The 14,674-nt window shown below is 27.8% G+C and carries 21 protein-coding genes; all 21 read right to left on the bottom strand.

Annotation, left to right across the window (positions count from 1 at the left end):
- Positions 1–3: 3 nt before the first annotated feature.
- A complete protein-coding gene (locus CNEONATNEC86_RS09330) occupies positions 4–813 on the bottom strand; it encodes a TlyA family RNA methyltransferase (RefSeq protein WP_159135866.1) in 810 nt (269 codons plus the stop codon).
- Positions 814–824: 11 nt separating this feature from the next.
- Positions 825–2,678: a 1-deoxy-D-xylulose-5-phosphate synthase gene (gene dxs, locus CNEONATNEC86_RS09325; RefSeq protein WP_058294962.1), complete on the bottom strand. Its 1,854-nt coding sequence runs from the start codon at positions 2,676–2,678 to the stop codon at positions 825–827.
- Positions 2,679–2,694: 16 nt separating this feature from the next.
- Complete coding sequence (locus CNEONATNEC86_RS09320; RefSeq protein WP_058296900.1) at positions 2,695–3,564, bottom strand: polyprenyl synthetase family protein; 870 nt, start codon at positions 3,562–3,564, stop codon at positions 2,695–2,697.
- Positions 3,554–3,775 carry an exodeoxyribonuclease VII small subunit gene (gene xseB / locus CNEONATNEC86_RS09315; protein WP_058294961.1) on the bottom strand — a complete coding sequence of 74 codons (222 nt, stop codon included), beginning with the start codon at positions 3,773–3,775 and terminating at the stop codon, positions 3,554–3,556. The genes CNEONATNEC86_RS09320 and xseB overlap by 11 nt, the downstream gene beginning before the upstream one ends.
- Positions 3,776–3,777: 2 nt before the next feature.
- Positions 3,778–4,983: an exodeoxyribonuclease VII large subunit gene (gene xseA / locus CNEONATNEC86_RS09310; RefSeq protein WP_058294960.1), complete on the bottom strand. Its 1,206-nt coding sequence runs from the start codon at positions 4,981–4,983 to the stop codon at positions 3,778–3,780.
- Positions 4,973–5,821, bottom strand: a complete 849-nt coding sequence (locus CNEONATNEC86_RS09305; RefSeq protein WP_159135865.1) for a bifunctional methylenetetrahydrofolate dehydrogenase/methenyltetrahydrofolate cyclohydrolase — start codon at positions 5,819–5,821, stop codon at positions 4,973–4,975. The genes xseA and CNEONATNEC86_RS09305 overlap by 11 nt, the downstream gene beginning before the upstream one ends.
- A 24-nt stretch (positions 5,822–5,845) precedes the next feature.
- A complete protein-coding gene (nusB, locus tag CNEONATNEC86_RS09300) occupies positions 5,846–6,250 on the bottom strand; it encodes a transcription antitermination factor NusB (RefSeq protein WP_159135864.1) in 405 nt (134 codons plus the stop codon).
- 120 nt (positions 6,251–6,370) lie between these two features.
- On the bottom strand, positions 6,371–6,751 hold the full coding sequence (locus tag CNEONATNEC86_RS09295; protein WP_058294957.1) for an Asp23/Gls24 family envelope stress response protein: 381 nt from the start codon (positions 6,749–6,751) through the stop codon (positions 6,371–6,373).
- 86 nt (positions 6,752–6,837) lie between these two features.
- On the bottom strand, positions 6,838–7,362 hold the full coding sequence (locus CNEONATNEC86_RS09290) for a SpoIIIAH-like family protein (RefSeq protein WP_125148387.1): 525 nt from the start codon (positions 7,360–7,362) through the stop codon (positions 6,838–6,840).
- A 39-nt stretch (positions 7,363–7,401) separates the two neighbouring features.
- A complete protein-coding gene (gene spoIIIAG / locus CNEONATNEC86_RS09285; protein WP_159135863.1) occupies positions 7,402–8,001 on the bottom strand; it encodes a stage III sporulation protein AG in 600 nt (199 codons plus the stop codon).
- A gap of 12 nt (positions 8,002–8,013) precedes the next feature.
- Complete coding sequence (gene spoIIIAF / locus CNEONATNEC86_RS09280) at positions 8,014–8,595, bottom strand: stage III sporulation protein AF (protein WP_200848522.1); 582 nt, start codon at positions 8,593–8,595, stop codon at positions 8,014–8,016.
- Positions 8,596–8,609: 14 nt separating this feature from the next.
- The gene (gene spoIIIAE, locus CNEONATNEC86_RS09275) at positions 8,610–9,836 is read right to left on the bottom strand and encodes a stage III sporulation protein AE (protein ID WP_159135861.1); all 1,227 of its coding nucleotides are present in this window, start codon (positions 9,834–9,836) and stop codon (positions 8,610–8,612) included.
- Positions 9,837–9,845: 9 nt separating this feature from the next.
- On the bottom strand, positions 9,846–10,229 hold the full coding sequence (spoIIIAD, locus tag CNEONATNEC86_RS09270) for a stage III sporulation protein AD (protein ID WP_159135860.1): 384 nt from the start codon (positions 10,227–10,229) through the stop codon (positions 9,846–9,848).
- Positions 10,230–10,238: 9 nt separating this feature from the next.
- The gene (spoIIIAC, locus tag CNEONATNEC86_RS09265) at positions 10,239–10,436 is read right to left on the bottom strand and encodes a stage III sporulation protein AC (protein ID WP_058294952.1); all 198 of its coding nucleotides are present in this window, start codon (positions 10,434–10,436) and stop codon (positions 10,239–10,241) included.
- A 31-nt stretch (positions 10,437–10,467) separates the two neighbouring features.
- The gene (locus tag CNEONATNEC86_RS09260) at positions 10,468–10,986 is read right to left on the bottom strand and encodes a stage III sporulation protein AB (RefSeq protein WP_058294951.1); all 519 of its coding nucleotides are present in this window, start codon (positions 10,984–10,986) and stop codon (positions 10,468–10,470) included.
- Positions 10,974–11,909, bottom strand: coding sequence for a stage III sporulation protein AA (gene spoIIIAA / locus CNEONATNEC86_RS09255; protein WP_125148390.1), 936 nt, complete (start codon positions 11,907–11,909; stop codon positions 10,974–10,976). Before spoIIIAA ends, CNEONATNEC86_RS09260 begins: the two co-directional genes overlap by 13 nt.
- Before the next feature lie 204 nt (positions 11,910–12,113).
- Complete coding sequence (locus tag CNEONATNEC86_RS09250; RefSeq protein ID WP_058294948.1) at positions 12,114–12,476, bottom strand: CD1247 N-terminal domain-containing protein; 363 nt, start codon at positions 12,474–12,476, stop codon at positions 12,114–12,116.
- A gap of 82 nt (positions 12,477–12,558) precedes the next feature.
- A complete protein-coding gene (efp, locus tag CNEONATNEC86_RS09245; protein ID WP_058294947.1) occupies positions 12,559–13,116 on the bottom strand; it encodes an elongation factor P in 558 nt (185 codons plus the stop codon).
- Between the two features lie 157 nt (positions 13,117–13,273).
- The gene (locus CNEONATNEC86_RS09240) at positions 13,274–13,630 is read right to left on the bottom strand and encodes a hypothetical protein (RefSeq protein ID WP_058294946.1); all 357 of its coding nucleotides are present in this window, start codon (positions 13,628–13,630) and stop codon (positions 13,274–13,276) included.
- Entirely contained in the window at positions 13,623–14,036 is a 414-nt protein-coding gene (locus CNEONATNEC86_RS09235; RefSeq protein ID WP_159135859.1) for a hypothetical protein, read from the bottom strand. Before CNEONATNEC86_RS09235 ends, CNEONATNEC86_RS09240 begins: the two co-directional genes overlap by 8 nt.
- Positions 14,014–14,658 (bottom strand): hypothetical protein, encoded by a 645-nt coding sequence (locus tag CNEONATNEC86_RS09230; RefSeq protein WP_058294944.1) that lies wholly within the window; start codon positions 14,656–14,658, stop codon positions 14,014–14,016. The genes CNEONATNEC86_RS09235 and CNEONATNEC86_RS09230 overlap by 23 nt, the downstream gene beginning before the upstream one ends.
- Between the last annotated feature and the right edge of the window lie 16 nt (positions 14,659–14,674).

Below are 14,674 nucleotides of genomic sequence, written 5' to 3'. Positions count from 1 at the left end.
AAATTAGATTTCTATATGTGATGCTTCTACCACACTTTCTACATCTTCTCTTTTAAACTCACTTATCTTCGCTTTATCTTTTGTAAAATAAACAAGGTATTCTCTATTTCCTTCCGGTCCTTTAATTGGTGAATAATTTACACCTAAAACATTTAAATCTTGTTCTAGTAAATAATCAACTATTCCATATACAACTTCTTTATGTGTTTCTTTTTCACGTACAACACCTTTTTTCCCGACCTTTTCACGCCCTGCTTCAAATTGTGGTTTTATAAGTGCCACACCTTCTCCGCTTTCCTTTAATAAATTCAATGTTGCAGGCATTATTTTTTTAAGTGATATAAATGATACATCAATAGATGCAAAATCTAAAAGTTCCCCAATATCATCAGGAGTAACATATCTTATATTAGTTCTTTCCATGCAAACAACTCTCTCATCAGTTCTAAGTTTCCATGCGAACTGTCCATATCCTACATCAACTGAAAAAACCTTACATGCACCATTTTGAAGCATACAATCCGTAAAACCACCTGTTGATGCTCCTATATCCATACAGACTTTATTCTCTAAAGATATATCATATTCATTCATTGCTTTTTCAAGTTTAAGGCCACCCCTGCTAACATATTTTAAAGTATCTCCTCTATATTCTATGTTAGCATCACTATTTACCTTTTCACCTGCTTTATCTACTTTTTGTCCATCTACATATACTTTTCCTTCCATTATACAAGCTTTTGCTTTTTCCCTGGAAGAAATTATATTTTTTTCTACTAAAAGTACATCAAGTCTTTCTTTTTTTCCAGCCATATTTATCTCCTTTAATCATAAAGTGCTAAAATCTCTTTGCTTATATTCTCAAAATCTAATTTATGCATTTTGTATAATATATCTAAATTACCCTGATGTACAAAATCTTCATATCCAAGACATTTTACCTTTTTATTAAAATTAGTCTTGCTTAAATAATCAGTTATTGCACTACCTAATCCACCTTGAAGCATGTTGTCTTCTATTATTAATATATTATATTCCTTTTGAGCAATTCTATCTAGCATTTCTTCATCTATGGGTTTAATAAATGTAGCATTTATTAGATCTACATTTACACCTTTTTCATATAGCATATCTGAAGCTTTTTTAGCATGTTGAAGCATTCTTCCACCTGCAATAACACAAACCTTATTTCCCTTAGAAATTAACTCCCACCTACCTTCTTTAATATCTTTTAGTGGTTCTAAAGTATTTATAAGATCTCCACCTCTTGGATATCTTATAGCAACAGGTTTATTCAAACTTAATGCGTATTTTAATAACATATGGACTTCGCCTAAACACTTTGGTTGAATTATTGTCATATTAGGTATTGTAGAAAGAAATGAAACATCCATTATTCCCTGATGAGTTTCACCATCTTCTCCAACTATTCCTGCTCTGTCTATTGCAAAAACTACCGGTAGATTTTGAAGACATACATCATGTATTATTTGATCATATGCTCTTTGCAAAAATGTAGAATAAATAGCAACAATAGGTTTTAAACCATTGCTAGCCATTCCAGCAGCCATAGTTACTGCATGTTCTTCTGCTATTCCAACATCAAATATTCTATTTTTAAATTTTTTTGCATAACAACTAAGTCCTGTTCCTTCTGGCATAGCTGCAGTAATAGCTACGATTTTTTTATTTTCTTCACTTAACTTTATAAGTGCAGTTCCAAATGCTTTCGAATAACTATTTTTCTGAGAAGCTATCATTTCTCCACTATCTAGATTAAATGGACCTACTCCATGATATTTTATTGGACTTTCTTCAGCTAAAGCATACCCTTTTCCTTTTTGGGTTATTGTATGTATTATTACTGGTCCTTCAACCTCTTTTGCTTTACATAAAACATCAGCCATAGTACTTATATCATGACCATCAATTGGGCCTATATACTTTACTCCCATATTTTCAAACAACATTGATGGTACAACTAGCTGTTTTATGCTATCTTTAACTTTAGATATTTTTCCAGCAATATTCTTTCCTATTTCACTATGTTCAAGAGAAGCATTTATGTCTGTCTTTAATTTATTGTACTTAGGTGCCATCCTTATATTATTCAGATATTTTGAAAGCCCTCCTACATTTTTAGAAATAGACATTTGATTATCATTTAATATTATTATGAGTTTAGTTTTATTAAATCCGACATCATTGAGTGCCTCAAGAGCCATACCACCAGTCAGTGCGCCATCTCCAATAACAGCTATAACATTGTAATCTTCATTATTTAAATCTCTTGCACGTGCAATTCCAAGGGCTGCTGAAATTGAAGTGCTACTATGTCCAGTATTAAAAAAATCATACTTACTTTCATTTCTTTTTGGGAAACCACTCATCCCATCATATTGCCTTAACTTTTTAAATCCTTCTTTTCTACCTGTTAGAATTTTATATACATAACTTTGATGCCCAACATCAAAAATTACTTTATCCTTTTTAAAATCAAATGCCTTAAACATACTTAATGTAAGTTCTACAACGCCTAAATTAGATGCCAAGTGTCCACCTGTTTTTGAAACACTGTCTATTAAGAATTCCCTAATTTCCTCACTTAGAGTCACGTATTCTTTATCATTAAGTTTTTTCAGATCTTCTGGGAAACTTAACTTATCTAATAACTTCATAATACCATTTCCTTTATTATTTTTCTCTATCTAACAATTTTTTTGTTAAGTTAATGAGGCAACTTGTATCAACACTTAAATCTTTAAGTATACTTATACACTCCTCTGTTAAATCTTTGCATAATTCTTCACATTTTTCAAGTCCATATACTGTAATAAAATTAGTTTTATTATTTTCTTCATCAGCATGAACATTTTTCCCTAGTATATTAGTGTTTCCCACAACGTCTAAAATATCATCTTTTATTTGAAAAACTAATCCTAATTTTTCTCCATATTTATTTAATAATTTCAAATCATTTTCAGGCGCATCTGCAAGTGTTGCACCTCCTAATATTGAAGATTTTATTAAAGCCCCGGTCTTATTTAAATGCATATATTCAAGTTCATCTTTAGAAATCTTTTTTCCTTCAGAAATAACATCAACAACCTGCCCACCAATCATACCTTCTGCACCTGCTGCTTTTGCAATTTCATAAGATGCTTTTAACGCATTCTTAGAATGCTCTAATGAATATTTCATCATAATAATCATAGCTTCATTTAACAAGCTATCTCCAGCAAGAACTGCGATATTTTCTCCAAAAACCTTGTGATTTGTTGGTTTTCCACGTCTTAAATCATCATTATCCATGCAAGGAAGATCATCATGTATTAATGAGTATGTATGTATCATTTCTATAGCTGCTGCCATTTCAATTACACTCTTATATTCTTCTTTATATATGTAATAAGACAACATAAGTAAAAGAGGTCTTATCCTTTTTCCTCCGATATTTAGACTATAGCTTGAAGCATCATATATAATTTTATTATAGGTGCCCTTTTCTTTGAAATAATTTTCTAAATATATATTAATTTCATCTATTAAAGCATTAATCTCTATCACTATCTTTAAACTCCATTTCTTTTTCTTCTTTTATTACAGAAATTTTGCCTTCATATGAATCTAGTGTCTTGTAAATTTTATTTACAAGTTTAACGCCTTCTTCATATGATTTCATAGCATCTTCAAGATTATATGTATCCCTTTCTAAGTTTTCAAGTATAACTTGAAGTTTATTCATCATTTCTTCATAGCTTTCCTTTTTAGCCATAATTAAAACTCCTTATCTGATGGCATAAATTTACCTTCTATCTTTCCATCCTTAAAAGTAATCTTTAATTTTTTTTCTTCTTTTAATTGTTCTTTACTTTTTATTAAGGTATCATCATCTTCTATTATAGCATATCCTCTAGAAAGTACATTTACAGGATTATGAGCTATTAATAAACTATTTAAACTTTCTAACCTTTGTTTCTCTGTATTTAACTTTGTTTTCAATGCAAAATCCAGTCTATCTTTAAGTTTATCAACTTCTAAATAGCAATTTTCTATCTTTGATAAAGGAGAATGTATTTTTAAAATCCTTTCCATAGAAATAATCTCGTTTTTGCAATTTTTAATTTTATTATAAATTGTATCATCTAAATATAATGATATTCTCTCGATTTCCTGTTTTATATCATTTTCAAGTGGCACAGCAATCTCTGCACCTTGAGATGGTGTTGCCGCCCTAACATCACTTACGAAATCACATATAGTAAAATCCACTTCATGTCCCACAGCTGAAATTATTGGAAGGTTAGAATTATAGACTGCTTCTGCTAAAGCTTCTTCGTTGAAATTCCAAAGTTCTTCTATTGAGCCGCCACCACGGCCTACTATTAGTAAGTCAACATTATTCTTTTCATTAAAATATTGTATTCCTTCAATTATTTCTTTATAAGCTCCTATCCCTTGAACCTTTGCTGGATATAAAACTATATCCACCATACCATTTCTTCTCTTAATAACATTAATTATATCTCTTATGGCAGCTCCTGTAGGTGAAGTTACAACACCTATACGTCTTGGATATTTAGGAAGTTCTTTTTTATTATAAAATTCAAAGTATCCTTTTGATTCAAGCTTCTTTTTAAGCTTTTCAAATTTAATAAAGAGATCGCCAATGCCTTCCTTATTTATTTCTTCGCAATAAATCTGCATGCTTCCTGTAGCAGGATAAATAGAAGCTTTTCCTTTAACTACAATTTGCATGCCTTCTTCTAAATCAACATCTAAATACATTGCCTTGCTTTTAAACATAACACAATTTATTTTACTGCTTTCGTCTTTAAGCGAAAAATAAATATGACCGCTGCTATGAAATTTTAAATTAGAAATCTCCCCTTTTACAGAGAGATTGCCTAAAATAAAATCATTATCTATAACTCGTTTAATATAATTGCTTACTTCTGTTACAGTTAAAGTTTTAATATTCATGTTTTTTTAACGCCTCACATGCATTATTTATTAAAAGTGTAGTAGTTAACGCCCCAACTCCACCTGGAACTGGTGTTAAAAGACTACACTTATCTATTACTTTATCAAAATCAACATCACCAGTTATTTTTCCTTCAAACCTTGAAGTTCCAACATCTATTACTATTGCATTACTATTTACATAGCTTTCATCTATAAATTTAGGTTTACCTATAGCAACCACTAATATATCTGCTGCCTTACATACTTCTTTTAAATTTTTAGTTTTTGAATGACATATAGTAACTGTTGCATTTTCATTAAGTAATAATTGAGCCACTGGCTTACCTACTATATTACTTCTTCCAAGAACAACAACATTTTTCCCTGTTATATCCACATTTAAGCTCTTTATTAATGTAACTATACTATTAGGAGTACACGGTAAAAAATTTGGTTCTCCCATGTATAGTTTTCCCTGACTTTCAAAAGTCAAACAGTCTATATCCTTTTCTACACTTATTTCTTTTATTATTTTCTTCTCATCAAAGTTACTTGGAAGAGGTAACTGTAGAATAATCCCTTGAATATTATTATCCATGTTTAGTTTATGTATTTCTTTGATTACTTCTTCATCAGAAGCATCTTCATTTATCTTTATTTTTAAAAATTCTACACCTAGAGATGTTGCCACCTTTTCTTGCGCTTCCATATAATAAATGGATCCACCATCGTTACCAACTAATATTGAAGCAATTTTAGGTATTTTTAAATTTTTTTCTCTTCTTTCATTCACAAATTCCTTTATGCTTTCTTTTAGCTTAAATGCAACTTCTTTTCCATTTATAATTTGCCCCATCTTTAACTCTCCCTCTTCTTTAACTTAGTTTTTATTTTTAATTTTATCTAAAACCCCATTAACAAATGATACACTTTTTTCATCAGAATATTTTCTTGTTATTTCTAATGCTTCATTTATAGCCACATTTGTTGGTATCTCCTCATCAAATAATAATTCATATGCAGCTAATCTTAAAATACTTAAATTAACTTTTGATATTCTATTCATTTTCCAATTATGTAAATTTTCTTCTATAGCTTTGTCAATGTCTTCTTTCTTCCCTTCAACACCATATATTATCTTTCTAAGATAATCTAAATCTATATCTTTTATATTACCTTCATAATTTTCAGTGAAATTTTCTATTGCATCACCCGCATTATCCTTAGTTAAAGTCATGCTAAATAATATTTCCATTGATTTTTCTCTTGATAATTTTCTATTCATGTAATCCTCCTAAATATGTATCATACTGTTTGCACATTATAATTATACACACTTTTATGTTCTTTTAAACCATTAAGCATGGAAACACCCTCTGAAAGTTTCAGAGGGTGAAAATAAATTTTAGACTGTTTCACTTTCTTCTTTTTTAGGTAAGTAAATGTTTTGAACAAAAATATTTACAGATTCCACCTGTAATCCAGTCATAGCTTCTACTGTCTTTTTAACATTTTCTTGAACTTGAGAAACTAAATCCATAATCTTTTTCCCATACTCAACAGCAACATTCATATCAATAATTGCTTTATCCTCAACTAATGTTACTTTAGTTGCTTTTGCAGTACCTTTTTTACCTTTAAATATGTTTGTTATGTTTCCTGCTACTCCATTTTGAGCATCTATAACTCCTTCAATTTCCTGGGCTGCTATTCCTGCAATAACACTTACTACCTCGTCAGAAATCTTAACAACTCCAATATTTTCATTTTTATTGAAATCTTCCATGCAATTTGGCCTCCTTAGTTTTGTAATAACAAAACATGCTAATCTTGTGTTTATTATATCAAATATGAATTAACATTACAAACATATTATTTTTGAACTTCTATTATAACATCCTTAATATTTGATACATTTTGTACAATTTCTTGAATATCTACACTGTCTTTTTGTTCTATTGGTTTAGAACTTTTTATTATTACTGTTGCCTTGCTATCTTCAAGCATACATAAAGCATCTTCATATCCTTTATTTTTAATTCCTAGTTCTATTCTACCTTCATTCTCTCTGACCATAGTCTTTTTAGTTAATTTTTTAGTTGCATCATCTTTATTCTCTTGTGATGTGTTTTCATCAGAAATTATTGCCTTTAAACTTTGTATTGTTGATGAATCTTGCTGTTCTCTTAAACTTCTTGATTCATAAAAATAATTTGTTTGATTTAGAGCTTCTGCATCCTCACTGTTTTCCACATTTTGAATATTTTCTGATGATAGTACCTGACTTAAATCTGTTGGATCATTTAACCCTCCATTATTAAGCTTTGCAGCTAACATACCTACACATAATATTAATGTTAGCAAAGTAAAGATAATCCCACATTGTTTTTTTGTCATAATAAATTCCTCCCATCCTTTTTCCTTTATCATTATATGCTATTTCTTCATACTATATACGTTAACCTTATCTAAACTTAAGTCATATAATTTAGAAATAGCTTGCTCAATATCATACTTTGTTTTACTATTTTCAGCTCCTTCTGCAACCGCTATTACACCTATTACTTTAGGTTTATACGTTGTCAATATAAATGGCTCATTATCCCCATCTTTAGTTGTCATAACTACTTTACTTCCATCTGTATTTTGATTATTTACTCGTGTTCCGCCAGATGTATCGCTTTCTTCAGTCTTAGATATTTGAGTGCTTTTATCATACGCTGGCACCTTTTGTTCACCACTTTCAAATGTTATCATAACATCTACATCTCCAACGCCTTCAATCTTCTTAAGTATATTTTTCAAATTATTTTTTTGATTTTCTTCATAATCTTCTTCAGTGTTTTTAACTTGCTCTACTTCATTTTGGTTGTTTTTATAGTTTCCAGAATACATATTAGTAATAGAGTTATCCTTAGATGGTAATAATACATTTAAAGCAACTAACATAAAGCCCATAATAAGGCATATTACTATTAATGTATTAAAGCCCTTTTGTTCTAATAATTTTTTTAGTTCTTTCTTAAATTTATCCATATGCCACCCTCCTTACCCTTCTAATTCATATATTTCTATCTTCTCTTTTGATATTTTAAGTTCATCAGAGATAAAATTTACTACCTCTTCATGCGCATCACTGTCCTCTCTTTTATTATCTCTTTCAATTCCAATTTCAATCTTTTTTACTTTATTATCTTTTATTCCTATTTTTAATTTTTTAATATCATATGACATAGAATCAAAATCAACATCACATTCAACTTCGCTTTTAAAGCTCATATCATTAAACTTATCTTTAAGTAATTTATCACAGTTTTTATTAAAATTTTCTATAAAAGTATTTTTTATTACTTCATTATCATTTTTTTTATTATTAAACACATTTATATCCTCTTTATATACTTCTTCATTTGAAATAGACCTTTCGTATTTAGAAAGCGTACTTAAAATGTTTTCTTCTCCATTGGATATAAAATTTAATATTGGATTTAATATAACAGTTATTAATATTAATCCTAAAATAAATTTAATATATTTTTTCATTTTATTATCCGGAGCTATTATTTCTATTGCACCTATAAATACAAGCATGCTTGTAAGTGTTGTAACTAAACCTTTTAAACTTTCTATAAATGTCACTTTATCTATCCTCCAATAATATATTTTCCTGAGGATGCCATAATAGCAATAAGAACAAAAAACATTAAACTTACTGTAAGAACACATGATGTTATAAGCGTCATTGATTTTCCAGCTGCTTCTAAGGACTTTGTTATTCTTGAATCGCTTATAGGCTCAATTAAAGCTCCACAAAGCTTATATATAAAAGTCATTAAAACCAATTTTGTTATAGGATATAACATTATTAGAATTATTATTAACAGTCCAATTGAACTTATTGCATTTTTTATAATTAAGGAATATCCAGCAACTGATGATATTGCATCAGAAAAAGCTTTTCCAACAATTGGAATAAAATTATCTACAGCAAATTTTGCAGTTTTTAATGTAACCGCATCTAATGTGCTTGATGTTATTCCCCTTATGGTTAAAATACCTATGAATATTGTTACTATGGCACCTTGAAACCACACTATGCATTGTTTTAATAAGCTACATAGATTCCCTATTTTATGTTCTTTAGATAAATTGTTTGCAAATTCTAACACAAATTGCATAAGAATCATTGGAATTATAACATCTGCATAAAGCTTTGGTATGAATACTACACATACAAGAATAATTGGATCTAAAGTTGCTACCTGCATCGCTCCACCTGTAAGACCAATCATTGTAACTAATATGGGAAGCAGTGCTGACATAAAATCTGAAATATTATGAATTACATCTTTTGCAACTGAAATTGACACTATAAAACTTTTAGATAAAATCATTATTATAATCGCATAACATGCATAAAAAGCTACTTCTGAAATACTTTCACTTGCAAATGACTCTTGTAAATTTTTAATAAGCGAACATAATACTGCAATAATAACTATTGAAAAACATAATTTTAATACTGTTCTTACTTCTTTAAACAAAACACTTAAAAATGCTTTTGCAAGAACTTCAAATGAAATAGTTCCATGTCCTTCTTTTATATAGGTTTGAATATAATCAATTGGATCTAAATCCTGCATTATTTCAACATCTGTTTTCATCTTATTTATATATTCATATAAAGACTCTATTTCACTTTGTGCCTTTCCGCCTATATCTTCTATTTGTGTTTCTGCCTGCTTATCTTTGTTATTATCTTCTGTTACCTCTCCATATACCTCGCGTATATAACCTCCGCCAAATGGCGGAAATAAACCAACTGTAATTATAATTAGTAAAAATACTGTTACTCTTTTTATCATCTCCATAGCAAACACCTACATTATTTGTAATATTGAATTTAATACAGCCATAAGTATTGGAACAGCTAAAAGCAAAATCATGATTTTTCCTGAAAAATCAATTTGTGCTGCTAAAGAATCAGCATTTGCATCTTTACATAACGCACTGGAAAATGACGCCAAATATGCTATCCCTAAAATTTTTAGTACAATACCTATATACACACTATCAATATTAGCCTTTTCTGCAACAGTTCTAACAAAATTTATAATTTCCTTAAGCGGCTCTATCATAACAACTAAAATCAAAGCTCCAGCTGTAAGAAATATAATTGGATTTAATTCACTTTTACTATGTTTTAATAAAATAGTTATAAATAAAGCTACAAACGCCAGACAAATTACTTTTATTATCAGCATAATAATCACCTACATAACAAACATAGTTTTAACTGTATTAAATAAATCTCCTATTATTGAAACTATCATAAGTAATATAATAACAATCCCAGCAATATTTGTTATCGCTGCTATTTCGCCCTTTCCACTACTTGTGAGTACTTTATCTAATACTACAAGTAGTATTCCTGCTCCACCAATTTTAAAAAGTATACTAAAATCCTGCATTTAAACTCTCCCCTCCATAGAAATTCTTATTTTATATTAAAAATATAACTATCATAGCCCCTAAACACATACCTATATACCTATATAATTTTATGTTTTTCTTAGCAGCCTCATTTGCATCTTCTAAATGTATCTTTAATTCTTCTATTGTCATATTAAATAATGCTTCCTGCCCATATACTCCTGAATTTCCAAGCGACCGTAAAAAATCTCTCATTAGCTTCAAGTCATATTCTTCTAAATTAAATTCATTTCTTACATTTTTATATGATTCACTAGTTGCATCATATATGCTATCAATATCTCCTTCTGCAAGTCTATTTTTAGTATCATTTATTAAACTGCATATTGGCTCATCAGTTTTTCTATCTAAATTTCCTAATGCCTCTGTAAGTGGTGTAGCACATTGCAATACATCATTCTTTAAAAGCACCAAGGTCTTCAATATTTCCTTAAGCTGATTTTGCCTTTTTCTAAATGTCTCACCATACATGAATCCTATATAGGAAGTTATAACAAATATTCCAATTGAAAGTGCTAATTTAAACATTCTTTCTCACCTCCATTTAAGGAATATATATTTTCGATGGTTCCTACTCCCTCTCTATTACTAAGAACAATTACCCTTTCAATAACATTATTATTTAATAAGCCCGAGAGTACACGTCTTTTATATAAATCTTCTATTGTAAATCCATGTATTGTAGTTATTATATTTACGCCTGAATTAAAAGCTGCAGTAAGCGCCTCAACATCCCCCGTTGTTCCAATCTCATCGCAAATTAATACATCTGGTGATAAACTTCTTATTGCCATAAGAAGCCCTTCCCTCTTTAAACAATTATCCAAGACATCAGTCCTAACTCCCAGATCATTTTGAGGTATCCCCATAAAACATGCTGCTATCTCACTTCTTTCATCTATAACAACTACTTTTTTCCCATCAAATTTTTCTTTAACTATTCTAAGATTATTTATTCCATCTGATATGTTTCTGGCTATATCTCTTAAGATAGTTGTTTTACCGCATTTGGGTGGAGAAATAATAATTGTATTGTAGACTCTATTATTAGAAGTTATAAATTTCATTATTTTATCTGAAGCTCCTATAATCTGCCTTGATATTCTTATATTTACTGATGAAATATTGCGTATGGTTTTTACATAGCCATTTTCCATAACACATTCACCAGCTAATCCTATTCTATGTCCTCCTCTTATTGTTATAAAACCTTGCCGTATATCTTCCTCATATGCATATAATGAAAACCCAACTATTTTCTGAACTAAATTTTTCATTTCTTCCTTAGTTACTATATAGCCTGTATTACTTTCTCCAAATTTTGAATAAATTAATATTGGTTTATTTATTTTAATTCTTATTTCATAAATTTCTTCATATAAAATTCTATCTTTTAATCTATCACATAATTTATTTGGCAATACAGCTAATACTTCTTCAACATTATTCAAATTTACTTACTGCCTCCTCTCCTGTTCTCATACTTAATTAATATTTATGAAAGCATAAAAATATTACTTAAATATAAAAAAAATATGTAAATTAAAATCACTTAATTTTTAACATGTCAGTCACCATATATATTTATATTATTTTTAAAATATAAAAAGCCGTTATAAATACCTTAAGTACTTATAACGGCTTCCTACAAAAATTTATTTTATATTTTTATTACAATAAGGACATGGAATCTCACTATTATTTTCTAATGCAGATTGTTCAATAAAGATTGGGTTATTACAATGAATACAATTTATCTCTGTATATTGATCTTCTATATCATTTAGTTCATCAATTGAAACTTCTTCAAAAAGCTCCTCTTGAATGTTACTTAAATCTGAATCCATAAATCTTATATTTTCATCAAGTGACTCTTGATTTACAGTTAACTCTTCAATTTTTTCATTCATATTATCTAATATAGAAGTAATTCTTGTAAAATATTCTTTGTATTGATTATTTACCAAAGTATTTAAAGAATCTTTTAATTCTTCTAGTTCTTTCTTTATCTTTTCCATGCATCCCACTTCCTTTTTATAGAAATTTCTATTCTTATAAAATTAAAGTTGTTAAGCTTATGCTTAACAACTTTTGTAATAACTAAACTCTTTCCATGTATTCACCAGTTCTAGTATCTATTCTTATTGTATCACCTTCGTTAACAAACATAGGAACATTTACTATTGCACCTGTTTCAACAGTAGCTGGTTTTAATGCATTAGTTGTAGTGTTTCCTTTAACTCCTGGTTCTGAATGAGTAATTTGTAATTCAACAAAGTTTGGTGCTTCTACTGAGAAAGCTTCACCTTTGTAGAATTTAATTGTTGCAAACATATTTTCTTTTAAGAATTTTATTGCATCTTCAACTTTTTCAAAATTTAAAGGAATTTGTTCATAAGTTTCTTGATCCATGAAGTAATATAATTCACCATCTGAATAAAGATATTGCATTTCTTTTCTTTCAATTACAACGTCTTGTAATTTTTCAGTTGGGTTGAAAGTTCTATCTACTACTCCTCCTGAAATTACGTTTCTAAGTTTAGTTCTTACAAATGCTGCCCCTTTACCTGGTTTTACGTGTAAGAAATCTTGAACTGTAAACACTTGTCCATCGAATTCAAAAGTAGTCCCTTTTCTTAAGTCACTTGCTGATATCATTAATATATACCTCCAAATTTATAAAATCGTTACATACTAAAATTAACAACTATATGTTAATAATTTACTTAATAACTGACATAACAAAATTATTTTATCAAACTCCTCAAATAATTGCAATATTTGTTGCTCCTATTACTTAAATTATTTTAATATATTAAGTATATATCATTTCTAAAACAATATAACTTTCATTATTATCATTATATATATCATAATTTGTTATTTTATATGCTTTCAATTTATTTAATTCTTTTATTAGTTGATCTTTATCTCCATTTATTCGTAATTGTATTTTCCATTTTTCATCTATATGTTCTGCATTTATAATTTGTTTTTCAGTTAATACATTTAACTCTTCATATATATCATACAATGATTTTTCTTCTTTATATTCTTCTTTAATAATATTCTTCCCATTAGTATTAAAATTATTAATATATAATATTATCATTTGTAACATTAACAATATACAAAAAATTGTTAACCAAAAGCTTTTTAACATTCTATTCATTTAACTTTACTCCAACTTTATAATTTTCTTCTTCAGACATTATATAAGTTATATCGATTTTTTCTTGCAATTTTAAATTATAAAAATCATCTAAATTATTAAGGGTTATCTCACCTTCATTTTGATTAATTTTTGCCTTTAATATACAATTTATAAATATATTATTTATCCATGTTTCTATTTCATCTATACTATAACTTTGAGTATAACTATAATCTATTGGGCTATAATTCTCTAAAGTTTTATCTTGCTTTTCTTGAATATATTCTATAGTATTTGGTATTAACATTAAATTTAAAATAAAAACCAGACATATTAATCGTCTAAATTCTTCCAAATTTTGTTTTTCTTTTTTCTTATAAAAATTTTCAGGTATGAAATTTTTATTTCTTGTTAATTTTCTCATATATCCCCTTTACTATATCAAAACTTATAATATTAATATGATTTTTAATTTCTGCTATCTCATGTAAAATATTATTATCAATATATAATTTCGAGTACTCCTCATTAATTTCAATGTTTTTTAATATTTCTTCTTCATTTGTTACTATAAAAGATTGCTTTATTATATTATTTTCAATATTTAAATAATAGTAATAATTATTTATTTTCACCAAAACCCGAATTTCCTTATCTTTTATTTTAAATTTATTTCTTAATACTGACATAATTAAAAATTGTATTGGTGTTACTTCCAGCTCTTTTACATAATCAATTAAATTATCAATTCTTTTTCCACCTTTAATATAGTAAATATATAATAAATTACTTTTAGAATCGTATATATAATGATATAAAACATCTCCATTTTGAGGAATATTCTTTTTTATATTTTCATCAACAAAATTACTGATTTTATTTTTTCTTATTTTTATATCAAACTTTATAATATTTAGATTTTCTTCTAAAATTATCACTCTTTGCTTAGGTTTTAATTTTTCCTGAATTCTATAAAATTCTTCATCAAGATATTTTTCTTCATCATATGTAAAAAAGTTTTTATTTAATAAAATGTTATCTTTCATTAAAAACTCTCTCCAA

The sequence above is a fragment of the Clostridium neonatale genome (assembly GCF_900465025.1).
GTDB classification, from domain to species: domain Bacteria; phylum Bacillota; class Clostridia; order Clostridiales; family Clostridiaceae; genus Clostridium; species Clostridium neonatale.
The sequence above is the reverse complement of the archived record's forward strand: the minus strand, read 5'-3'. Positions and strand labels throughout refer to the sequence as shown.